The sequence below is a fragment of the Pseudoalteromonas sp. KAN5 genome, assembly GCF_022846535.1.
GTDB classification, from domain to species: Bacteria; Pseudomonadota; Gammaproteobacteria; order Enterobacterales; family Alteromonadaceae; genus Pseudoalteromonas; species Pseudoalteromonas haloplanktis.
On record NZ_AP025589.1, the window covers coordinates 636,260 to 658,978 of the forward strand.

Here is a 22,719-nt window from a genome sequence, read left to right on the forward strand (position 1 = left end):
AATAATCGGCCAATATGTAAAACAGACTTTAGTTTTGCTTTAGAAGTCATGAACCTGAGACATTGATAGAAAATTTTGATAATGTTGAAAACAAAGCTATTACTACTATTTATTTAATAATGGACACCAACTAAGCAAGGAGATTAAGAGAATTTATGGAAGCGATCATTAAAAGGTTTGCTATTCGCAATCTATATGGTGAAAGGGATGTGGAGATTGACTTTAATAGCAATGTTAAAGTTTTAGTAGCCGAAAATGGCTATGGTAAGACCACAGTTTTAAATGGACTTTTTTCACTTTTGTCAGGAGACCTGTCAAAGCTTAAAGAGATTGACTTTGAAAGTATTGAGATTGACTTTCAAAACGGTAAAGAATACGTTTTGCAAGCAAATGAACTTAAAATATCTTTGCAAGATTTTAACGAAAATAAGCGTTCACACGGCATATTTGATTATTTAGCTAGAAAATGTGGGGAAGATAAGACATTAAAGCTATTAGAAGCATATTTCTCACTGCCCAAAAAGGCATTTCAAACGAGTCATATCTTTCGATATGTAACTAAAAGAGCAGATCTTCATTCTGCTCAGTTGCTAAGCATTATGAGCGATATATCAAGTTCAAGAACTGATTTTAAGGATTTTGTTGAAGGTAAAGAAAAGTTATCTCAAATAAGAGATAACTTTGGATTAAATATTGTCTACTTGCCGACATATAGAAGGGTTGAGCAACAGTTTGAAGAATTAGCTGATATAGAGCAAGACGAAATTCTAGAAGATTATTCTATTAATTTTGGAATGAAGGATGTAAGTAAAAGGTTTGATGAAATTACCGAAGAGATAAAATCATCTTCAGTTGAATGGTTTTCTAAAATTAATGGTGAAATGTTGAGTCAATTGGTTGATGGATTCAAGTTAGATGAAGATTCTAGAAGCAACATTGATGGAGCTGCCTTGAAAATAGTTTTAGACCGAATTGGCAATAACATTGATAATTCAGATAAAGCTAAAATTATAGAGTTAGTTGATTCAAAAGAAATATTAACAGGGCATGAGCCTCTAGTGTACTTTATATCCAACTTAGTAAAAGTATACGCGCAGCAAAAAGACAATGATAAGGCAATTCAAGATTTCAGCGTAGTTTGTAATAGATATTTAGTCGATAAGAAAGTTGATTATGATGAAAGTAGCGTAACAATTAAAATTGTAAGAAGGAAAAATGGAAAAACTGTTGATCTTGAAAACTTATCTTCTGGTGAAAAACAAATTATTTCATTGTTTGCTCGCTTATATCTAAAGCGAGAAACAAACTTAGCGCTATTTTTTGATGAACCTGAACTATCGCTTTCTTTAGAATGGCAGAAAACATTGTTACCAGACATCTTGAATTCTGGTAAATGTTCATTTTTGTTCACCACTACACATTCCCCATTTATTTTTGAGAATGACTTAGCTTCGCAAACAGTAGACTTAGGACATTATATTAAGGAGTTATAATGGATAGAGTTACTTCTATGCAGGAGCAAGGCGGCTCACATTCTGTGAAATTCTTAGAATTCACGAGAATTCATTCTAAATTTAAAGACAATTTGATTTGTGTTTTTGAAGGTCAAGATGAGAAGTATTTTGCTCCAAGGATCAACTTAAAAATTGGAGAAAATCGCTGGAATGGAATCAATTCAGGTGGTCGTAAAGTTGTTCTTGATTTATATGAATTAATTTCGGTTCATCATATATATCGCAATGCGAATTATCGATGTTTCATAGATAAAGATTTTCAATATAGCTTTGTAAATCCTGAACCTGAGAAAATTTACGTTACAAATGGTTATTCAATAGAAAATAACTATGTTAATGAATCAGTTTTTAAAAGAGTTTTAGCTTGCGAATTCAATGTAACTGAATTTAATGAAAATTCTGGTGACTACACTAAATGTGTAGAAGCATTTAATAATCGTTTTCATGAACATAACAACGCAATACATAAGTTTAATTGTTGGGTTAAAGCACATCGACTTATGGAATATAGAGGAGAAGCTCCAAGGACATTAAATGTTCAAGGTATAAAAATAAGCTCTCTGATTGATGTATCAATTAGTGAAGTGAAGCGTATCTACACTGATAAGCCCCAAGACTTATTTAAAGACTATGATAATCTTCTGCTATGTAGTAAGGCTGTAAATGAAGCTGATGAAACATTAACTAGCACTAATGTAGTTAATGCCTATCGAGGTAAACAGCAATTAGAGTTTTTTAGGTTATTTTTAACTAAGCTGAGAGAAGATCGCGTATCAGCTTCTCCAACGCTTTTTTCGAAAAAAGCAAGGGTTAGTCTCAATTTGTCTAAAGATAATTGTATATCAGAATTGTCGCAATATGCCGATGTACCGGAGTGCTTAAATAGGTTCTTAGATATTACAGCACAGCAACTAGCAGCGTGATGGAGTAATAGGTTGCATTGAGCAACCTATTATTTTTTTATTTTATACTTGCACATATTTACATTGTGCGAGCTTAAGGCTGCGCAGTCGGCAATGTTTTTGATTCGTAAATATGCCGTTGATAAAGATAGCAGTGACGCATTGCTTGAGTGGCTTAAACCATTTGAAACACTTATTTATAAGCGGGAAGGGAATTGGCGCGATCTTGCGGCGAAAAATAAACTGACTAAAGCCGTGATCCCAAAATCTGATTCAGCTTATGGGCAAGATTTGGTTGATAAGATGGTGATGCTGATCAAAGAAGAGTTGCACCATTTTTATCAAGTATTAGAAATTATGGATGAATACGGTGTTGAGTATCAAAGTATTACTCCGTGTCGTTACGCTAAAGGCATGCTCAGGCATGTAAAAACCTTTGAGCCTGATGCGCTAGTAGATAAGCTCATAGTGGGTGCTTACATCGAGGCGCGCTCGTGTGAACGTTTTGCAAAGCTTGCGCCCCATGTAGATAAACGCTTAGGCGATTTTTATATCTCATTACTTCGCTCAGAAGCGCGCCATTTCCAAGACTATCTAACGCTTGCTCAAGAAATTGCTGGTTTTGATATTAGTGAGCGAGTTGAATTTTTTGCTGAAAAAGAGCGTGAGCTAATTACAACTTCTGATACTGATTTTAAGTTCCACTCAGGTGTACCTGGTTTTTCTTAATTATTTAAAGAGGCAGCTTATAAGAGTGCTGTATTAACTCGAGTTTAAATGGCAGGCAACGTTAGCAATAGCCAATTAAAATCTGCGTTAATACAGCAGTACTGAAAATTAGCTTTCTTCTATGATGGTCTCAACTTCTTCATAGCGTCCACTTGCTGTACTTTTGATGAAATCAGAGACTGCATTATTTAAAACGTGTCTGATTGCCTCTTCCATTTCTAAAGAACCTCCGAAAGACATTCCACCGCCTGCTATGCCTCCACTACCAGCTCCAAATAATCCAAATCCATAGTTGTCATTTGAGGCATCAGATTTGTAAGTTTTTGTATATACAATTTTTGATGAATTAACATCTAAGACTCTTACATCAAGTCCAATTTTTGCTGTTGTTTCTGAGTTTGTTACGGCTCCACCGAACGGGATTAATCCACCTCCAAATGAAGACTCTTCTTTCGCATACTCTAGCGATGTAATTGCACCTGTGACTATGAAATCAGACGTATCGACTTCTATAGTTTTTCCAGCTAAAGCCATTTCTTGTCTTAGATCTTCTAAAACTTCTCTATCTAATACGTCGAAACACCCTGTTTGTGACAGTGATGAAGTCATCATTGTTGTCATAGACTCACCAATAAGGGAGAAGTCTACACTCTCTTTTTTAGCTAAAGTTTGTACCATAGCCGCAAAACCATTACCTTTATAATTATCTTCTTGGCATTGTGATGATTTACATTTCATTGGAGAAATTGTTATTTTCGCTACGGGAGAAGGGCATCTTAATGTTTTTACAACTGTAATCTCTTCTCCATGTTCATTTTCTCGTACTTCTTTAACTCCATTAGTTTGAACTTTAGTTGTAGTTTTTGTATCGGTTGAGACACACCCACTTAAAATTGCAGAAGAAATAGCAAGTGCGATTAAATTTCCTGTTTTCATTTTTATCCTTGAGTAGTTTTAATTTATTAGCTTGTTCAGCTGGTGTTAATTCTATAATGTGAAACAATAAACTTAAAGTGTTGATTTTAATAAATTTATAACCTGATTGTTTTTTATTCTTTTTTGGGATTACTCAAGGTACGGTTTACCTCAATCAGTAACGTTCATTTTTTTTGCTTTTAAAGGAAGTAATTGCTAGTAGTGCAAAAGTATTAATTTATGTTCATCCGAAAGTAGCTATGGAAAGTACATCTAAATAAACTTAAAGCTCAAAAGACGACTTAGCTGAAATTAAAACATACTGAACAAGTAATAAAAGATGGTGACTAGCAAATGGAAAGAGGTGTATGAAGGAAAACTACCTTTTTTAGTATGACAAGCTTAGAGGTGACTCCCCTCTTTTAGTTAAGCTGAATTTCCATGTGGGTACACTATAAGAGATTTTTAGCAAAAATAATGGGGAGAGTCGAGGTGAACTGTTTTCTTGAACATATCTAATAAAGGAAATTTTGCTAGAAAATAACATTATTCATTTTCTTCAAATGGCTCGCTAATTAGGGTTTGCTGTTTTTCAGTTACCACCAAGTAGGAGCCTTGGCTATACCAGTCACCTAAAACAGTGCGCGTCAGTTGCGTACCAGCTATATTGTAATGATGCACATCAGGGCGGTGGGTATGTCCGTGGATCATATTAGTGACTTGGTGTTTAGCAAAAACGTCAAGCACGGCGTCTTCTGTTACATCAAGAATTTCTAACGCTTTACCTGCTTGGTTTTGTTTTGATTTTTCGCGTGCTTTTTTGGCAACACCACGGCGATACCACAGAGGCAGTGCCAGCATTAAACGCGGCCACCACCAACCACGGCCTTTTTTGCGAAATTTTTGATACTCAATATCTTGAGTACACATTTCATCGCCATGTAAAATAACAGTTGGCGTACCGTATAAATCGATAACAGTTTGTTCGTTGAGTAAGGTCATGCCAGCTTTTTTCGCGTAGCCATTTCGCATGATAAAGTCACGGTTGCCATGAATAAAAAATACTGGGGTACCGTTGTCACTCACTTGCCTAAGTCGAGCTGCTACTTGAGTTGATAGAGGCGTAACATAATCATCGCCTACCCATACCTCAAAGAAGTCACCTAAAATATATAATGCATCTACATCTTGATTTACGATGTGGTTATCTAAGAATTGGTAAAAAGCAGCGCTTATATCAGGGCGGCTCTCAGTTAAATGTAGATCGGCAATAAAGTAAGTTTGGCGCATTGTGACTCGGTCATGTTAACGAAAAATAAAAAGCGGATAAAATATCCGCTTTATAATATACCCACCAGCCTCAAGTCGCGAGCTTGAGACTAAGTGAGCACAAAGCTAACTTAGTCTACAGTTACGCTTTTGATGATAACGTCATCAAGCGGTACATCTTGATGAAAGCCTGAGCTGCCAGTAGCAACGGCTTTGATTTTTTCAACTACGTCCATGCCTTCTACTACTTCTGCAAATACGCAATAACCCCAGCCTTGTGATGTTTCACTGCTAAAGTTTAAGAAATCATTGTCGTTCACGTTAATGAAAAACTGGGCCGTTGCTGAATGTGGATCTGGCGTACGTGCCATTGCTAATGTGCCTTTTTTGTTCGAAAGGCCATTATTTGCTTCGTTTTGAATAGGATCATGCACTTCTTTTTGAATCATGCCAGGTTCAAAACCACCACCTTGAACCATAAAACCATCGATTACACGGTGAAAGATAGTACCGTCATAAAAGCCAGCATTAGCATACTGTAAAAAATTTTTAACCGTGTTTGGTGCTTCTGTTTTGTGCATGTTAATGGTGATATCACCAAAATTTGTGTGTAGAACAACCATGAGGTTTCCTATTAGCTGATTTAATTAGCGCTATTTTATCTTAGTTAGCTAAGATTAACAAAGTGCTTATTGATTTGATAAAGCGCTAGAGCAGGGGCTTTGCAAGTGGTAACATAGCCAACTAAGTAAACAGTCAAGGATTAAAAATAAATGGTAAATATTTACAACACACTCACGCGTCAAAAAGAGCAATTTAAACCTATGGTCGAAGGCAAAATCGACATGTATGTGTGTGGTATCACCATTTATGATTACTGTCACATTGGGCATGCTCGTACCTTTGTTGGTTTTGATGTAATAGTGCGCTACCTTCGTCACTTAGGTTACGATTTAAAGTATGTACGTAACATCACAGATGTTGATGACAAAATTATTAAGCGTGCCAATGACAATGGCGAAGCGATTAATGATTTAACCGTACGCATGACCAAAGCTATGCATGAAGACTTTGATAGTTTAAATATGCTACGCCCCGATGTTGAACCAACAGTAACAGGGCACATGGATGAAATTATTGAGATGGTTGAGCGCTTGATTACAAAAGGCCATGCCTATGTTGCAACCGACGGTGACGTGCTTTTCGATGTGTCTACCTTTGAGCAATACGGTGCATTATCGCAACAAGACTTAACTATGTTACAAGCTGGCTCGCGGGTAGAAGTTGCCCAAGATAAAGACGATCCACTTGATTTTGTATTGTGGAAAAAAGCAAAGCCAGGTGAACCATCATGGTCATCACCTTGGGGTGAGGGTCGCCCTGGTTGGCACATTGAATGTTCAGCAATGAGCTCTAAGCATTTAGGCGAGCATTTTGATATTCACGGTGGTGGTTCGGATTTACAGTTCCCGCATCATGAAAACGAAATTGCGCAATCGTGCTGTGCAAATAACGGGAAATACGTAAACACGTGGATCCACACCGGCATGGTGCAAGTAAATAAAGAAAAGATGTCTAAATCATTAGACAACTTTTTTACCGTTCGTGATGTGCTTAACGAGTATGACGCTGAATCAGTCCGTTATTTCTTGATTTCAGGTCATTACCGTAGCCAGCTAAATTACTCGCAAGAGAATCTAGACCAAGCTCGCTCTTCACTTGAACGTATTTATACTGCGTTGCGTAATGTTGAGCCTATTGCGTGTGAGCTTGAAAGTAACGAGTATGTCGCTAAATTTAGAAAAGCCATGAATGATGACTTTAATACTCCAGAAGCGCTGCCAGTTTTATTTGAACTTGCTAAAGAGCTTAACCGTGTTAAAGACTCAGATACTGAGCAAGCAGGAAAATTGGCGTATACCTTACGCAGTATTGGTGAAGTACTGGGCGTTGCACAGCAAGCTCCTGAAATGTTTTTACAAGGTGGTCAAGCGGATGACGAAGTCGCTGAAATTGAAGCGCTTATAGTTAAGCGTAACGATGCCCGTGCAAATAAAGATTGGGCCGCAGCTGATGAAGCACGCGATGCACTTAACGCATTAGGCGTCGTACTTGAAGATTCAGCAGGTAAAACGACGTGGCGTAAAGCGTAAGTTAACTTTATTTCTCGTTTAAAAGGTTGCCTCATTGGCAACCTTTTTTGTTTTCTATATTGACCTCAACTGACATTGAGGTTTTACCTTAACATTTCTTCAATATAACAAGGAATGAAATGAATATTCTTCTCGCTATGATCCCAGCATTTCTTTGGGGTACCACGTATGCTGTGACTAAGTATGCAACACCTGATTGGCCGCCAATTTTACTGGGTGCAATACGAGCATTGCCAGCGGGGTTATTATTGTTGCTTATCAAACCAACTTGGCCACAGTTAAGACAGTGGCGAGGCTTAATTATATTAGCATTCGTTAATATCGCTTTATTTTTTAGTTTTATCTTTGTGATGGCGATCAACTTGCCTGCTGCAATTGCAGGCGTGGGCATGGTTTCCGTGCCTGTTGTGGCCTTATTGTATGCATGGCTGTTTAAAGGACAACGGCCTGCGTTATTACAGTCGGTGTGTGCGTTAACATTAGTTTATTTGGCGTGGCGACTATTCGATCCGCAACACGTTACACTTAACATGTTAGGTATTGTTGCTCTGATAGGCGCATTATTGACAATAGTGATTGGGAGTACTTTGGTACAAAAGATCACGACACATATTCATTGGTGGACAGTACTGACGTGGCAGCTCATTCTAGGTGGCGCCGTGCTGGCAATCGCAGCGTTAGTGCAAGCATTGTATATTGAACCACAGGCCTATCAAGTGCTTGCTCAAGTGTTTACCCCCAGCCAGTGGTTTGTGCTTTTTTGGTTAGTAGTGCCGAATACCGCGCTTGCTTATACATTATATGTTTGGCTGCTTGGGCGAATGACTGTGGTTGAGTTTACTTTTGGTACTATTGCAAACCCAATCGCGGGGATTATCTGCGCTGTCGTACTATTAAATGAACAATATCAAGCATGGCAATATATGCTGATGGTATTAATGATTTTCTTTTCTGTGTTACCCCAGTTATTAAAGTTAGTAGGGCGCAGGCGTAAAATCGCGCGATGAATAAAAAAGGGTTGCTAAATAGCAACCCTTTTCTATCTTGGTGCGCCAAGCGTCGCGAGTTTATCAACTATGGTATTTTTCGCATGCTTCTAGTGTATTTTCAATTAAGCTTGCTACTGTCATAGGACCTACACCACCTGGTACAGGGGTAATAAAGTGTGCTTTTTGCTCAGCGATATCATATTCAACGTCACCTACCAATTTACCAGTATCTAAACGATTGATACCTACATCGATCACGATCGCGCCATCTTTCACCCAGTCACCAGGGATAAATTCAGGCTTACCCACAGCAACAACAAGTAAATCAGCACGGCGAACATGCGTTTCTAAATCTTGGGTAAATTTATGACAAACAGTGGTAGTGCAACCAGCGAGTAATAATTCAAGTGCCATTGGACGGCCAACAATATTAGATGCACCCACTACAACGGCATGCATGCCTTTATATTTAACACCGGTTGAATTAAGAAGAGTGATAATCCCTTTTGGTGTACATGGACGAAGGGCAGGCATACGTTGTGCTAATCGACCAATATTATAGGGATGAAAACCGTCTACATCTTTTAGCGGGGTTATGCGCTCAAGAATTTTTTCAGCATCAAGGCCTTCAGGTAATGGCAGTTGCACTAAAATACCATCGACTTGTGCATCGTTATTGAGCTCATCAATCAAATCTAATAATGCTTGCTCGTTTGTATCAGCTGGTAAATCAAAAGATTTTGATACAAATCCAACTTCTTCACAGGCTTTACGCTTAGAGCCTACGTAAACTTGGCTTGCTGGATCTTGCCCAACAAGTACAACGGCAAGTCCAGGTGCGCGAAGACCATTTGCGACACGTTCTGTTACTCTTTGTGCTACTGCACTGCGTACTTGTTTAGCTATTGCCTTACCATCAATGATGTTTGCCGTCATGGGTGACCTTTAATTGGGGTTAGTTAACTTATATAACGATACTTTAATAAAAACGAGTGCATACAAAATAGGGGTAATAATGCTAAGTAGAAAACATACTCTCTACTGCTCGCTTTCAATATGTATTACTATTTTCGCAGAAAAGCGTTAAGGCGCCAAGTTGCTTTTCTGATATTAAGTTGCTTTTCTAATATAAACAGTCGAATAATATGAAAGAGTCGAAATTTTAGCTTAGTTTTGCAATATTTAACCATTGTGAACTAAAAATGACCGATTGATTTATTTTCTTAAAAAAAGGTTTGACCTGACTCAGTCAAATCACTATTATGCACCCCGTTGTCAACGAGGTCACTCGCAGATAATAGTAAGCATCGGCGATTAGCGCAGTTTGGTAGCGCACTTGGTTTGGGTCCAAGGGGTCGCAGGTTCAAATCCTGCATCGCCGACCACTTTCATTTATAATTTTGTTATAATCGATTGGCTTATTGGTAAACTATGAAGTTTTCGATGCGCCCATAGCTCAGCTGGATAGAGCAACGCCCTTCTAAGGCGTCGGTCGAAGGTTCGAATCCTTCTGGGTGCGCCATTTTGAAAATATGTAATTATAGCGGTGGTTGTAGCTCAGTTGGTAGAGCCCCGGATTGTGATTCCGGTTGTCGTGGGTTCGAGCCCCATCAGTCACCCCATTTACAAAAAAGAATATCGGCGATTAGCGCAGTTTGGTAGCGCACTTGGTTTGGGTCCAAGGGGTCGCAGGTTCAAATCCTGCATCGCCGACCACTTTCTCAAAGTGGTCTTAAACTCACCGTTTAAGTGTTCAAATAGAAAACGAAGTTTCATACTTCAATATCGGCGATTAGCGCAGTTTGGTAGCGCACTTGGTTTGGGTCCAAGGGGTCGCAGGTTCAAATCCTGCATCGCCGACCACTTTCTCAAAATCTAACATCTAACATCTAACATCTAACATCTAACATCTAACATCTAACATCTAAAATCTATTTATTAACTCAAAGCGACAATTATTGTTTTCCTGATAGCTTCGGGCGCCTACTTTTCATCCAGTCAACTGCTATAATCCGTGATCTAACCAAATAATTGCCCCCTAGACTCGACTATCATAAATATTAGGTTATAATGCCGCGTCTATTGTTTAACATAGTGCCCGAAGGGCAGAGCAGCATTGGTATCGTATAGTGAAGATGGAGTTTAAATGTCCTTTAAGTGACTTTTAACGTATCAAGCGCATAGTGATCACCGTGTTTGTAAGGAAGGCGAACAGTCGCCAAAATTGAAGATTGAGGTATATCATGCAAGTTTCTGTTGAGACGACTCAAGGCCTTGAGCGCCGTCTGACTATCACCGTTCCTGCAGAGAACGTTGAGACCGAAGTAAAAAAACGCTTACAACAACTGTCTAAAACCCAGCGTATTGATGGTTTCCGTCCTGGTAAAGTACCAACGTCTGTGATCAACAAGCGTTATGGTGGTGCAGTTCGTCAAGAAGTTGCTGGTGAATTAATGCAGCGTAACTTCTACGAAGCGATCGTAGCTGAAAAAATTAACCCAGCTGGTGCGCCTACATTTGCTCCTAAAGCACTTGAAGCAGGTAAAGATTTAGAGTTCGCTGCAACATTTGAAGTTTACCCTGAAGTAGAAGTTCAAGGTTTAGATAAAATTGCAGTAGAAAAGCCAGTAGTAGCAGTAACTGACGAAGACTTAGCTAACATGCTAGAAACACTTCGTAAGCAACACGCTTCATGGGCTGAAGTTGATGCAGCTGCTGGCGAGAAAGACCGTGTAACGGTTGATTTCGTAGGTACTATCGACGGTGAAGTATTTGAAGGCGGTAAAGCTGAAGATTTCCCATTAGAACTTGGTCAAGGTCGTATGATCCCTGGTTTTGAAGATAACATCGTAGGTAAAAAAGCAGGCGAAGAAGTCGTTTCTGACGTGACTTTCCCTGAAGATTACCACGCTGAAAACCTAAAAGGTAAAGCGGCTCAATTCACTATCACAGTGAAAAAAGTTGAAGCACAAGAGCTTCCAGAATTAAATGAAGAATTCGCAACTAAATTCGGTGTAACTGAAGGTGGCGTTGACGCACTTAAAGAAGAAGTTAAAAAGAACATGTCACGTGAACTTGACCAAGCGGTTAAAGCAAACGTAAAAGATCAAGCAATCAAAGGTCTTTTAGCTAACAACGAAATCGACGTGCCTAAAGCGCTAGTAGATCAAGAAATTGATGCACTACGTCAACAAGCTGCACAACGTTTTGGTGGCGATGCTAAAAACATGCCTGAGCTTCCAGCTGAACTGTTCCACGAGCAAGCTGTAACACGCGTTAAAACTGGCCTTTTATTAGGTGAAGTGATCAAAGCGAATGAGCTTAAAGTTGACGATGCAAAAGTAGACGCATTAATTGCAACAGTGGCTTCTGCATACGAAGATCCAACAGAAGTAGTTGAATACTACAAAGCAAATGATCAACTTATGCAACAAATGCGTAATGTAGCAATGGAAGAGCAAGCTGTTGAAGCTATTTTAGCTAAAGCAAATGTAACTGACGTTGAAAAAGCATTTGATGACATCATGAATCCACAGCAAGGCGCTTAATAAGTCATTGACTTAAGCCTCTGCTAACGATTAAATGGCTCGTGTTACTCTGTATTATGCAGTGTGCCCGAGCCATTTTAGTTTGTGGCCTTCAATTTTGCTAAAAAGATAACTATGCTTCCTTATAAATAAGGATAAGTATAAGCGCATAAGGAATAAAATAAATATGAACACTGGTATTACAGATCCTCTCAATGCATTAGTACCTATGGTTGTTGAACAAACAGCGAAAGGCGAGCGCTCGTATGATATTTATTCGAGACTATTAAAAGAGCGAATCATATTCTTAACGGGTCAAGTTGAAGACAATATGGCCAATCTAATTTTAGCGCAAATGCTATTTTTAGAATCAGAAAACCCAGAGAAAGATATCTTCTTGTATATCAATTCACCAGGTGGCTCTGTTACTGCTGGTATGGCAATTTACGACACGATGAATTTCATTAAGCCAGATGTAAGCACGATTTGTGTTGGTCAAGCGGCGAGTATGGGGGCATTTTTACTCTCTGGTGGCACTAAAGGTAAACGTTATTGCTTGCCTAATTCACGTGTAATGATTCACCAACCTTTAGGTGGTTTCCAAGGTCAAGCATCTGACTTTGAAATACATGCTAAAGAAATCCTGTCTATTAAAGATAAGTTAAATCGTTTAATGGCTGAACATACAGGACAACCATTGGATGTGATTTCTCACGATACCGACCGTGATAACTTTATGACGGCAAGTCAAGCTGTTGACTATGGTTTAGTGGATGCAGTTTTTACTAGCCGAGCAGGTAAATAAACCCTTTGAGCTGGTGACTATGTCGCCAGCTAAGCCTTTACTATGCGAAAAGCATTTTTTTTTGGTATAGTTAAGCGTATTGAAATAGCTGCTAAGTAGTTTGGCAGCCAACGTATAAGATGAGGTAGCTGAATGTCTGACACTCCTACAGACGGCGACAAAAGTAATAAATTGTTATACTGCTCTTTTTGTGGCAAAAGCCAGCATGAAGTTCGTAAACTAATTGCCGGCCCTTCAGTATATATTTGTGATGAATGTGTTGAGCTGTGTAACGACATTATCAGGGAAGAGATCAAAGACATTGCGCCTAAGCACAATACCTCTGATAAACTGCCTGCACCAAAAGAAATTCGTAATCACTTAGATGATTATGTGATTGGCCAAGACCATGCAAAGAAAGTACTTTCTGTGGCGGTTTACAATCACTACAAGCGTTTACGTAATCAAAACACGAAGACTGAAATCGAATTAGGCAAAAGTAATATCTTGCTAATTGGTCCTACTGGTAGTGGTAAAACACTATTAGCAGAGACATTAGCACGCCTACTTGATGTGCCATTTACTATGGCTGATGCAACCACATTAACCGAAGCCGGTTATGTGGGTGAAGATGTTGAAAACATCATTCAAAAGTTATTGCAAAAATGCGATTACGATGTAGAAAAAGCGCAACGTGGTATTGTTTACATTGATGAAATTGACAAAATTTCACGTAAATCAGACAACCCATCAATCACTCGAGATGTATCAGGTGAAGGCGTGCAACAAGCACTGCTTAAATTGATAGAAGGGACTGTCGCATCAGTGCCACCACAAGGCGGACGTAAACATCCACAGCAAGAGTTTTTACAGGTTGATACCTCAAAAATCTTATTTATCTGTGGTGGTGCATTCTCAGGTCTTGATAAAGTGATTGAGCAGCGTAGTCATAAAAACACCGGCATTGGTTTTGGTGTTGATGTGAAAGAATCTGCGGCGAGTCGCTCTTTAAGTGAAACGTTTAAAGATGTAGAGCCTGAAGATTTAGTGAAATATGGTTTAATTCCAGAGTTCATTGGCCGTTTACCGGTTGTGGCAACGCTTACTGAGCTTGATGAAGCTGCACTTATCCAAATTTTAAGTGAGCCGAAAAATGCCCTGACTAAACAGTATGGCGCATTATTCGGTATGGAAGATGTTGAGCTCGAATTCCGTGAAGATGCGCTTCGTGCTATCGCTCATAAAGCGATGGAACGCAAAACGGGTGCACGTGGTTTGCGTTCAATCGTTGAATCTGTATTGCTTGATACTATGTATGAACTGCCATCTATGGAAGATGTGAGTAAGGTCGTGATTGACGAAACCGTGATCAAAGGTGAGTCTGACCCTATTTTGATTTATCAAAGTGCCGGTCAAGATAAAGCGGCATCTGAATAAACTTTAGCCAGTTTATTTACAAAAAGGAGCCTCGTGCTCCTTTTTTTGTAATTTATTTAACTCTGTTGGGTTAAATTGTTGAACTTTAGCTAGGTTATCCCCATATACTTGAGTAATCTTTAAAATAAATGAAGAGCGAAGAGAAAAATAATGACGCTTGAGAGAACAGATCGAGTCGAAATCCCGGTACTGGCACTGCGCGATGTTGTGGTGTATCCGCACATGGTGATCCCGCTTTTTGTAGGCCGTGAAAAATCTATTAAATGCCTTGAAGCGGCAATGGATAAAGACAAACAAATTTTCCTTGTTGCGCAAAAAGACGCAACCGTGGATGAGCCAGAGCAAGACGATATTTATCGTGTTGGTACTATTGCCACTGTACTACAGCTACTTAAACTACCTGATGGCACTGTTAAAGTGTTAGTTGAGGGTACACAACGCGCAAAACTAGAAAGCTTTATTGATAATGATGACTTTTTTATTGCCAATGCGCAGTTTATAGGCTCAGAAGAAATTGATGAGCAAGAACAAGATGTGTTTATTCGCAGCGCCATTAATCAATTTGAAGGCTATGTAAAGCTTAATAAAAAGATTCCGCCGGAGGTACTTACCTCGGTGAGTGGCATTGATGAAGCGCCGCGCCTAGCGGATACCATGGCTGCGCATATGCCATTGAAAGTGCCTGAAAAACAAAAAGTGCTCGAGATCACTAATGTCACAGAACGCCTTGAGTATTTAATGGCATTAATGGAAGGCGAAATTGACTTACTGCAAGTTGAGAAAAAATTCGTACCCGCGTTAAAAAGCAAATGGAAAAGTCGCAGCGCGAGTATTACCTCAATGAGCAAATGAAAGCCATTCAAAAAGAACTAGGCGAACTTGATGATGTGCCTGATGAATTTGAAGCGTTGAAAAAGCGCATTGAAGAATCGGGCATGAGCAGCGATGCACAAGAAAAAGCCAATTCAGAACTTGCCAAGCTAAAAATGATGTCGCCAATGTCGGCAGAAGCTACGGTTGTGCGTTCATATATTGATACGCTAATTAATGTACCGTGGAAAAAACGCTCTAAAGTGAAAAAAGACTTAGCCGGAGCGCAAAAGATTTTAGACAGCGATCATCATGGTCTTGATAAAGTTAAAGAGCGTATTATTGAGTATCTTGCGGTTCAGCAACGTACTAATAAGCTTAAAGGGCCTATTTTATGCCTAGTTGGCCCTCCAGGTGTTGGTAAAACCTCACTAGGGCAATCGATTGCGCGCTCAACGGGTCGTAAGTATATTCGTATGGCACTTGGTGGCGTGCGCGATGAAGCGGAAATTCGTGGCCACCGTCGTACGTATATCGGTTCAATGCCGGGTAAGCTTATTCAAAACATGAGCAAAGTGGGCGTTAAAAACCCATTATTCTTATTAGATGAAATCGACAAAATGTCTTCGGATATGCGTGGCGATCCGGCATCAGCACTGCTAGAAGTACTCGACCCTGAGCAAAATAGTCATTTTGCTGATCACTACTTAGAAGTTGATTATGACTTATCTGACGTTATGTTTGTGGCGACTTCAAATAGCTTTAATATTCCAGGTCCACTATTAGATCGGATGGAAGTAATTCGTTTATCGGGTTACACCGAAGATGAAAAGCTAAATATTGCAAAAGAGCATTTGATCCCTAAACAAGTTAAGCGTAATGGCTTAAAAGAGGGTGAAGTGGTTATCGAAGACAGTGCTATTGTTGGCATTATTCGTTATTACACTCGTGAAGCGGGTGTACGTAATTTAGAGCGAGAAGTGTCTAAGTTATGTCGCAAAGCTGTAAAAAACATTTTGCTCGAAAAAGACACGAAAGTAGTCACTATCAATGAGCAAAACCTAGAAGAGTTTTTAGGTGTGCAGCGTTTTGATTACGGTAAAGCTGAAGATGGCGACCGTATTGGTCAAGTAACAGGTTTAGCGTGGACTGAAGTCGGCGGTGATTTATTAACAATTGAGTGTGCAGCAGTACCTGGCAAAGGCAAACTAAGCTACACAGGCTCATTAGGTGATGTAATGCAAGAGTCGATTCAAGCAGCGATGACCGTTGTACGTAATCGTGCTGATGCATTTAGGATCAACAGTGATTTTTACGAAAAGCGTGATATTCACGTACACGTACCTGAGGGGGCAACTCCAAAAGATGGCCCAAGCGCCGGTGCGGCGATGGTTACTGGGTTAGTATCAAGTCTAACCGGTAACCCTGTGCGCGCTGATGTGGCGATGACGGGTGAAATCACTTTACGTGGTGAAGTGTTACCAATTGGTGGTTTAAAAGAAAAGCTCTTAGCCGCTCACCGTGGCGGTATTAAAACCGTTATTATTCCAAAAATTAACGAACGTGACCTAAAAGAGATCCCTGACAATGTGTTGGCAGGCCTTGATATTCACCCAGTTACATGGATTGATGAGGTTTTAAAACTGGCTTTAGTGCACCCAGTTGAGAGTTTTTCAGTCGAAACAGCTAAAAACCAGTAAAAAAGCGAAAAAAAGTGCATTAAAGGGCTTTTCAAATCTAGATGATATGATAAGTTAAGCACTGGTTTTCAAGCCTAGGCCTTATGTGGCCTAGGTTTAAGAAAAATTACAATCGTATGAGCATGAAAAAGTTTGCTCTAAAATTTTCAAAACAGTGATGTTAGTTTAAAAAACAATCGCTCTTGATAATAACAATGAAAGAGGATGATATTGTGAATAAATCTCAATTAATCGATCAAATCGCAGCTGACGCTGACATTTCTAAAGCGGCTGCGGGTCGTGCACTTGATTCATTCATCGAGGCTGTTTCTGGCGCGCTTAAAGATGGCGATTCAGTAGCATTAGTAGGTTTTGGCACTTTCTCAGTGCGCGAGCGTGCTGCTCGTTCTGGCCGTAACCCACAAACGGGCGAAACAATTCAAATCGCTGCAGCGACTATCCCAGCTTTTAAAGCGGGTAAAGCGCTTAAAGACGCATGTAATAGCTAATCACTACTCTTTAGTGAGTTAGTTTTGGCAGTGTAAGAAGTTAATCGCTTTTACAGCTTAATTAACTATCTTTCTCGCCAACTGCTTCAAGTAAAAAAGCGTATCTGGTAAGATACGCTTTTTTTACATAAGCAAGGCGATTTCTGCCTCGAATAGAATAGAGATAAATAAATGCTTGAGAAAATCAGAGAAGGTTCGCAAGGACCGGTAGCTAAAGTTATTTTAGGCGCGGTGATTTTATCTTTTGCCTTAGCAGGGATCGGTGGTTACTTAGGTCAAACCACAGAGCAGCCCGTCGCTGAAGTAAATGGAGTTAAAATTAGCCAAACTGAATTTAGCCGTGCGTTCCAAAACGAACGTGCACGTTTAGAGCAACAATTTGGCGAATACTTTGCACAAATTGCGGCTGATCCAAATTATATGGCACAAATACGTCAAGGCGTTATTGACCGTCTAGTACAACAAGAATTGCAAACACAACTAGCGGCAGAACTCGGTTTACGTGTTAGTGATGAGAGTGTTAAAAAAGCGATTTTAGAGCTGCCATACTTCCAAATTGGTGGCAAGTTTAATAACGATCGTTACTTACAAGTAATTCGTCAAATGAACTTCCAACCAGACGCATTTCGCGAATATTTACGTGAAGAAATGACTCGCAGCCAATTAATTTCGGCCGTTGCGGGAACTGATTTTGCCTTAGAAAGTGAGCTAGCTAGTGCGATTGCGCTACAGCAGCAAACACGTAGTATTGATTACGTTGTGGTTAGCAAAGAATCACTACAAGAAGGGATTGCAGTAACTGAGCAAGAAATTGCAGATTACTATGACTTGAACTCGTCACAGTTTTTAGCACCAGAGCAAGTATCGGTAAGCTATATTGATTTAAATGCAGCAAACTTAGACTTACAAAGCAATGTAAGCGAAGAAGACGTAAAAGCATATTACGATCAAAACAGTGCACAATACATTGAGCCTGAAAAGCGCCGCGTATCACATATCTTAATTGATAACACTGAAGACGACGATGCAGCAAAAGCGAAAGCCGAAGACTTGTTAGCACAATTACAACAAGGTACTGACTTTGCTACATTAGCTGAATCATCATCTGACGATATTGTCAGTGCTGAAATGGGCGGTGATCTTGATTGGATCGAACGCGATATGATGGATCCAGCGTTTGAAGATGCAGCATTTGCACTGCAAAGCAAAGGTGATTTTTCAGACGTAGTGCAATCTGAGTTTGGTTATCACATCATTCAGTTAACTGATATTCAAAGCCAGCAAGTTAAAGCATATGATGCAGTAAAAGCTGACCTACGTGCTGAACTTGAGCGTGCTGAGAAAGTAAATGCATTTTACGAAAAGCAAACAGAAATGGGTGCTATCGCATTTGAAATTTCAGATACACTTGTTGACGCTGCAGAAGTGGCCGGTGTTGAAGTACAAACGACTGGACTAGTTGACCGTAATTCATTACCTGCACCGTTAAATACACCCGCGGTCATGACTGCAATTTTCTCTGTTGATGTTCTTGAAGATAAAATGAACTCAGAAGTTATCGAAGTGGGTGACGAGCATGTGGTGTTAGTGCGTGTTAAAGAGCACAAACCAGCTGCAACAAAACCACTTGCAGATGTATCTGAGCAAATTAAAGCACGCTTAGTTAGCCAAAAAGCATCAGAGCTTGCGAAAGAAAAAGCGACAACTCTATACGCAGAGATTGAAGCAGGTAAGAGCTTAACTGACTTAGCAACTGAGCATAGCTTAGAGCTACGTCAAGAAGCGGCATTGACTCGTCAAGCTTACACTGTTTCACCAGCTATCGTGCAACATGCCTTTAAAATGGCTCACCCAACAGATACTGCAGTGGTTGACAAAGTTGAGTTAAATAACGGTGATGCTGCAATCGTTGCCCTAAAATCAGTGACTAACGCGACTGTTGAAGGTGAAATTGAAGCGCAGCTTAAGCAAAATATTACTATGGCCCAAGTTAACAAAAACTACATGGTATTCATTGACGCTTTAAAAGCAAATGCCGAGCTTAACTTACCTAAAGCGCAAGCCGCAACAGAGTAATGTTAATTAAGCAAACCTAAAAAAGCGCCTAATGGCGCTTTTTTTGTGAGCAAAATATAAAGGTTAAAGGTAAAAGTTAAAGGTGCTAGGTATCTAGGGGCTAGGGGAGTTGGTTTGGAGATTCCAGTTTACCTCGCGCAATGATGATTATTTTTAAGTGCTGTAGTGGTATCTCAGTTGAGCGATTAAAAGCGTATCGTCTTGGTACTTGTATACTATTCTGTGCTCATCATTTATCCGTCGAGACCAATATCCCGATAAACCATGCTTAAGTGGCTCAGGTTTTCCAAGTCCTTCATGTGGGCTGCGTTGAATATCTTTAATGAGCAAATTTATACGTTTCAGTATTTTTTTATCATCGCCCTGCCAATAAAGGTATTCTTGCCACGCATGAGTAGAAAAGGTTAATTTCACTCAATTAGCTCTCTTTGTGTGCCTTCACCTTGCTCAAGTTCGGCAATCGACTCCAAAAGCTTGCGGGCATTGGCCGGGGATCTAAGTAGGTAAGTGGTTTCTTGCATCGCGTTATAGTCTTCTAACGACATCATAACCACTGGGCTTTCACTTTTGCGGGTAATAATAATCGGCGCATGATCATCGCACACCTGCGCCATGGTACTCGCTAAATTAGCGCGAGCAGCAGTATAACTAATAGCATCCATAACAACTCCAAAATGTTCATGTACGTTAATTTGTACAGTATAGCCCATGCACAAATAATAAGTCACTTTAAATTAAGATACAGGAGTTAGTTACAAGGCTAAAGGTTAAAAGTAAAAGGTGCTAGGTATCTAGGGGCTAGGGGAGTTGGTTTGGAGACTCGAGTTTACCTCGCGCCGCTTTATGTAACACGCGTAGGTTGGGAAGAGTGCAACGAAACCCAACGAAAAAATACCCTGTCAGTTTGCACCAATGCACTGCATTATCGAATGTTTTTATTTCTTTAATGTATTCTGAATTTTGGCAAAGCCCTTTAAGTGATTTATTCATAAAGAGATTAAGAGACGCTGCGCTTAAGAGTAATACAGATTTTAGAGCCAAAAGTATTTGCGCGGCTGGGACACTACTACCTAATAACCAACGCTTATCAGCTAACGGTGGATTTAGATCACTGGATCCGCCGTAGGATAAGAATGTGCTACTGGCGGCAATGGCGCAAACCTCGCACCAAAGTACGCAGTTTAATGAAATTGGGTGTTAGCGAACGACTCGCCATAGCTTGTGGTATCACCAGTAAGGGCCCTTGTCGAAGCTCAAAAACAAAAGGAATTAACATTGCGATAGGCAATGACTATCTAACGTCACAAGGCTTAGCGTCATTAAGAGTTATTTGGATCAATATTCATTACGGGAGATGAACCGCCCATTGCACTTCCTGTTAATAAAAAGCGCATGATGGGTGGTGTGGGGGCTGGAGGTTAGAGACCTCCGGCTACCCGATTAGCTTGCACCTAGCGCGAGTTCAACAGAATTGAAAATTTCTTCAAACTCTGGCTCAAAATTACGCTTGATGTTTGAGGTAAGAATTTGAATGCACTGGGCTTCCTCAAAACCCAAGTGTTCGGATATTTCGTGAAACTCATCGTGTTTACCGGCTTGAAGCCCATACTCCAGAAACTCGCAAACTTCATCTGGGTCTGCATCCACTTGCTGAGCTAAATCTTCAATAGCTTCAATGTTCTTCTGGACAATCCAGGCTTCCGGCCAGGTATCTCCCGGAAGAAAGCATACTCTTTGATTGAACCATGTAACAAATTCTGGCGAGTTTGTCTCCGCCATATCTTTAGCATGCTTCAAGAGCTTATTCTGCTTAGCTCTTTGATCTCCATCGAAGATTGCTAAAACAGGGGTATGTGGGTTTCTCAGAAATGCTGCCGCTAATTGCCTTGAAAGAGCAGTGGCGGAACCGATGACACTTACAGAAACCCGAGACCTTAGTTTTGTGGGAAGAAGTGCGGAGACCAGATATTTTGCGACGCCATCTTCAACAAAAATATCCAACTCTCCATCTTCTTTCGAGCCCATCTTTGCCATGGCGAATTCAGGCGAGATGTCATAAGTGACTTTTGTCTTTCCACCAATTGATTCGATGTACCTCCTGCCGTCTGAAGGTAACTGCTGAAAAACTATTTTAGAGTGAGTGGTACATATTATTTGTGACTTTTGCTGAAGACAGGCTTCTTTTAACTTTTGAATTAGCTTCTTCTGAGCATCGGCATGAAGGCCAAGCTCGATTTCATCTATTACGAGTAAAGCGCCTTTTCCTGCGGAGTAAAGAACCCTAAAAATTTCGAACAACGCATTTTCACCGGCACCCATGTTCAATCCCGAGTACTTTGAATGACCAACTTCTACAATAGGTAACGTGTATTTTGAATGCTCCAAGAACTTGAGTGAATCGTAGGTTTTTCCGAGTATGTACCCTACAATATCCTTAACTTCATCCTCCCAACCCAAAGCACCTTTCTCAGCAAAATGCTTGGAGTACGATCGCGACTGACTTCGCTCGCTATGAGGCACAACACGATTTATGCCTATGAAGACAACCGTGCGATGAACTCTCCCTGCATAGTAGTTCCATTTCCCAGCTTCTTTTTTCAGTCGCTTCTGAAACCCTAAGCCTACACCATCTGGGAAAGCGTCAGACTTCCGCCAGTTGTTGTGAGCAATAGAATAATGTATTTCGATCCCAACAGGCGATAGTTCGCTGCTATGCTGAATGAAGAAATCAGAAAAGGTGTAGTAGGTGGTTTTTCTACTTTTAAGTTTGTAACCCTTCTTCGAATTGTGAAACGCGCAGCAAGCTAGAGCCAAAACTGTGGACTTTCCAGCACCATTCTTTCCTGCAATTGCAGTAATCGGATAATCAAAGCTGAGATCCATCTTGCCCAGTCCACGAAGCATTCCCGTCTTTAGTGTAATTCGCTTCAAAAGCGCATGACTGTAATCATTCGAGTACCAGTCTCTAAGTTTCTTGTCTTTGGAGCTTTCTCGGTATTTCATACGATTTCCTACTGCGAGCTAACGAGCCTGTAGCATTACTCGTTTTTAATTTATTTTTATTGATGCATTAACCATAGTCGAGTTCCTATTTTCATTCAATCGCTTACTTTGATCTTACGTAAAATATAAAAAAGGAGTTGCTGTTGCTTTAATGGGTGTTTTGGAAGGTATGACAGGTGTTTGAGTGGCTTACTTGGTGAGGTAGCAGCTACCTTTATCAATGTGTCACTGCGTTATAAATTTCTCAAGTACGACTGCATGGATGCAGGAGGTAGAGCAATGCAGGAGCAATTGCCGAGAACAACTACATGTCGAAATTTATGCCTTGTTATCACTCTATTTATCTGTCGCTATAAATGGCTAATAACTTAACACGATTGGTATAATTAGGCTTGGGCTCAAAAAGCAGGAATAAATTTAACT

16 protein-coding genes, 5 tRNA genes and 3 pseudogenes are annotated in these 22,719 nt (G+C 40.1%); 17 read left to right on the forward strand and 7 right to left on the reverse strand.

Annotated elements, in window-relative coordinates:
- Window positions 1–155 precede the first annotated feature (155 nt).
- The 3 genes and pseudogenes from KAN5_RS02705 to miaE form a co-directional block, all read left to right on the forward strand.
- Entirely contained in the window at window positions 156–1,493 is a 1,338-nt protein-coding gene (locus KAN5_RS02705; protein WP_244390399.1) for an AAA family ATPase, read from the forward strand.
- Complete coding sequence (locus KAN5_RS02710) at window positions 1,493–2,437, forward strand: DUF4435 domain-containing protein (protein ID WP_244390400.1); 945 nt, start codon at window positions 1,493–1,495, stop codon at window positions 2,435–2,437. Before KAN5_RS02705 ends, KAN5_RS02710 begins: the two co-directional genes overlap by 1 nt.
- A gap of 51 nt (window positions 2,438–2,488) precedes the next feature.
- Window positions 2,489–3,145: pseudogene (miaE, locus tag KAN5_RS02715) on the forward strand (tRNA isopentenyl-2-thiomethyl-A-37 hydroxylase MiaE); the annotation flags it as partial.
- Between the two features lie 108 nt (window positions 3,146–3,253).
- Here miaE and KAN5_RS02720 read toward each other — a convergent pair.
- The 3 genes from KAN5_RS02720 to ppiB all read right to left on the reverse strand — a co-directional run bounded on the left by KAN5_RS02720 (window position 3,254) and on the right by ppiB (window position 5,952).
- Entirely contained in the window at window positions 3,254–4,081 is an 828-nt protein-coding gene (locus tag KAN5_RS02720) for a CsgG/HfaB family protein (protein WP_244390401.1), read from the reverse strand.
- 525 nt (window positions 4,082–4,606) lie between these two features.
- Window positions 4,607–5,350 (reverse strand): UDP-2,3-diacylglucosamine diphosphatase, encoded by a 744-nt coding sequence (locus KAN5_RS02725; RefSeq protein WP_244390403.1) that lies wholly within the window; start codon window positions 5,348–5,350, stop codon window positions 4,607–4,609.
- A 110-nt stretch (window positions 5,351–5,460) separates the two neighbouring features.
- On the reverse strand, window positions 5,461–5,952 hold the full coding sequence (gene ppiB / locus KAN5_RS02730; protein ID WP_016710228.1) for a peptidylprolyl isomerase B: 492 nt from the start codon (window positions 5,950–5,952) through the stop codon (window positions 5,461–5,463).
- 150 nt (window positions 5,953–6,102) lie between these two features.
- Here ppiB and cysS point away from each other — a divergent pair, with 150 nt between their 5' ends.
- Together cysS and KAN5_RS02740 are read left to right on the forward strand one after the other, a co-directional pair.
- Window positions 6,103–7,482 (forward strand): cysteine--tRNA ligase, encoded by a 1,380-nt coding sequence (gene cysS, locus KAN5_RS02735; protein WP_244390406.1) that lies wholly within the window; start codon window positions 6,103–6,105, stop codon window positions 7,480–7,482.
- 119 nt (window positions 7,483–7,601) lie between these two features.
- Complete coding sequence (locus KAN5_RS02740; protein ID WP_244390407.1) at window positions 7,602–8,489, forward strand: DMT family transporter; 888 nt, start codon at window positions 7,602–7,604, stop codon at window positions 8,487–8,489.
- Between the two features lie 63 nt (window positions 8,490–8,552).
- Here the strand turns inward: KAN5_RS02740 and folD are convergent, their stop codons facing one another.
- Window positions 8,553–9,407 carry a bifunctional methylenetetrahydrofolate dehydrogenase/methenyltetrahydrofolate cyclohydrolase FolD gene (gene folD / locus KAN5_RS02745; protein WP_016710231.1) on the reverse strand — a complete coding sequence of 285 codons (855 nt, stop codon included), beginning with the start codon at window positions 9,405–9,407 and terminating at the stop codon, window positions 8,553–8,555.
- A 372-nt stretch (window positions 9,408–9,779) separates the two neighbouring features.
- Between folD and KAN5_RS02750 the strand changes: the two genes are divergently transcribed.
- The 11 genes and pseudogenes from KAN5_RS02750 (at window position 9,780) to ppiD (ending at window position 19,293) form a co-directional block, all read left to right on the forward strand.
- Window positions 9,780–9,856, forward strand: a tRNA-Pro gene (locus KAN5_RS02750).
- Between the two features lie 60 nt (window positions 9,857–9,916).
- Window positions 9,917–9,993, forward strand: a tRNA-Arg gene (locus KAN5_RS02755).
- Window positions 9,994–10,017: 24 nt separating this feature from the next.
- Window positions 10,018–10,093: transfer RNA gene (locus KAN5_RS02760), tRNA-His, on the forward strand.
- Between the two features lie 17 nt (window positions 10,094–10,110).
- A tRNA-Pro gene (locus tag KAN5_RS02765) sits at window positions 10,111–10,187 on the forward strand.
- A gap of 70 nt (window positions 10,188–10,257) precedes the next feature.
- Window positions 10,258–10,334 (forward strand) — tRNA-Pro (locus KAN5_RS02770).
- A 380-nt stretch (window positions 10,335–10,714) separates the two neighbouring features.
- The gene (gene tig / locus KAN5_RS02775) at window positions 10,715–12,019 is read left to right on the forward strand and encodes a trigger factor (protein WP_016710232.1); all 1,305 of its coding nucleotides are present in this window, start codon (window positions 10,715–10,717) and stop codon (window positions 12,017–12,019) included.
- Between the two features lie 166 nt (window positions 12,020–12,185).
- The gene (gene clpP, locus KAN5_RS02780) at window positions 12,186–12,803 is read left to right on the forward strand and encodes an ATP-dependent Clp endopeptidase proteolytic subunit ClpP (protein ID WP_016710233.1); all 618 of its coding nucleotides are present in this window, start codon (window positions 12,186–12,188) and stop codon (window positions 12,801–12,803) included.
- A gap of 132 nt (window positions 12,804–12,935) precedes the next feature.
- Complete coding sequence (gene clpX / locus KAN5_RS02785) at window positions 12,936–14,219, forward strand: ATP-dependent protease ATP-binding subunit ClpX (RefSeq protein WP_016710234.1); 1,284 nt, start codon at window positions 12,936–12,938, stop codon at window positions 14,217–14,219.
- Between the two features lie 150 nt (window positions 14,220–14,369).
- A pseudogene (gene lon / locus KAN5_RS02790) lies at window positions 14,370–16,729 on the forward strand (endopeptidase La).
- Window positions 16,730–16,941: 212 nt separating this feature from the next.
- Window positions 16,942–17,217, forward strand: a complete 276-nt coding sequence (locus KAN5_RS02795; RefSeq protein WP_029216268.1) for an HU family DNA-binding protein — start codon at window positions 16,942–16,944, stop codon at window positions 17,215–17,217.
- Window positions 17,218–17,388: 171 nt separating this feature from the next.
- A complete protein-coding gene (gene ppiD / locus KAN5_RS02800; protein WP_244390408.1) occupies window positions 17,389–19,293 on the forward strand; it encodes a peptidylprolyl isomerase in 1,905 nt (634 codons plus the stop codon).
- Between the two features lie 153 nt (window positions 19,294–19,446).
- On the opposite strand, the gene KAN5_RS02805 is transcribed toward ppiD, so the two are convergent.
- Both KAN5_RS02805 and KAN5_RS02810 read right to left on the reverse strand, forming a co-directional pair.
- Complete coding sequence (locus tag KAN5_RS02805) at window positions 19,447–19,707, reverse strand: Txe/YoeB family addiction module toxin (RefSeq protein WP_244390410.1); 261 nt, start codon at window positions 19,705–19,707, stop codon at window positions 19,447–19,449.
- Window positions 19,704–19,955, reverse strand: a complete 252-nt coding sequence (locus KAN5_RS02810; protein ID WP_016710239.1) for a type II toxin-antitoxin system prevent-host-death family antitoxin — start codon at window positions 19,953–19,955, stop codon at window positions 19,704–19,706. The genes KAN5_RS02805 and KAN5_RS02810 overlap by 4 nt, the downstream gene beginning before the upstream one ends.
- A 379-nt stretch (window positions 19,956–20,334) precedes the next feature.
- Between KAN5_RS02810 and KAN5_RS02815 the strand changes: the two are divergent.
- A pseudogene (locus KAN5_RS02815) lies at window positions 20,335–20,651 on the forward strand (group II intron maturase-specific domain-containing protein); the annotation flags it as partial.
- Window positions 20,652–20,733: 82 nt separating this feature from the next.
- Here the strand turns inward: KAN5_RS02815 and KAN5_RS02820 are convergent.
- Window positions 20,734–22,296 (reverse strand): AAA family ATPase, encoded by a 1,563-nt coding sequence (locus KAN5_RS02820; protein ID WP_244390414.1) that lies wholly within the window; start codon window positions 22,294–22,296, stop codon window positions 20,734–20,736.
- Window positions 22,297–22,719: the final 423 nt, after the last annotated feature.

Coding starts and splice junctions, on each gene's coding strand:
- ppiD (WP_244390408.1), top strand. CDS start 17,389: ATGCTTGAGAAAATCAGAGAAGGTTCGCAAGGACCGGTAGCTAAAGTT.
- cysS (WP_244390406.1), top strand. CDS start 6,103: ATGGTAAATATTTACAACACACTCACGCGTCAAAAAGAGCAATTTAAA.
- ppiB (WP_016710228.1), bottom strand. CDS start 5,952: ATGGTTGTTCTACACACAAATTTTGGTGATATCACCATTAACATGCAC.
- clpP (WP_016710233.1), top strand. CDS start 12,186: ATGAACACTGGTATTACAGATCCTCTCAATGCATTAGTACCTATGGTT.
- KAN5_RS02810 (WP_016710239.1), bottom strand. CDS start 19,955: ATGGATGCTATTAGTTATACTGCTGCTCGCGCTAATTTAGCGAGTACC.
- folD (WP_016710231.1), bottom strand. CDS start 9,407: ATGACGGCAAACATCATTGATGGTAAGGCAATAGCTAAACAAGTACGC.
- tig (WP_016710232.1), top strand. CDS start 10,715: ATGCAAGTTTCTGTTGAGACGACTCAAGGCCTTGAGCGCCGTCTGACT.
- KAN5_RS02725 (WP_244390403.1), bottom strand. CDS start 5,350: ATGCGCCAAACTTACTTTATTGCCGATCTACATTTAACTGAGAGCCGC.
- KAN5_RS02740 (WP_244390407.1), top strand. CDS start 7,602: ATGAATATTCTTCTCGCTATGATCCCAGCATTTCTTTGGGGTACCACG.
- KAN5_RS02710 (WP_244390400.1), top strand. CDS start 1,493: ATGGATAGAGTTACTTCTATGCAGGAGCAAGGCGGCTCACATTCTGTG.
- clpX (WP_016710234.1), top strand. CDS start 12,936: ATGTCTGACACTCCTACAGACGGCGACAAAAGTAATAAATTGTTATAC.
- KAN5_RS02705 (WP_244390399.1), top strand. CDS start 156: ATGGAAGCGATCATTAAAAGGTTTGCTATTCGCAATCTATATGGTGAA.
- KAN5_RS02720 (WP_244390401.1), bottom strand. CDS start 4,081: ATGAAAACAGGAAATTTAATCGCACTTGCTATTTCTTCTGCAATTTTA.
- KAN5_RS02820 (WP_244390414.1), bottom strand. CDS start 22,296: ATGAAATACCGAGAAAGCTCCAAAGACAAGAAACTTAGAGACTGGTAC.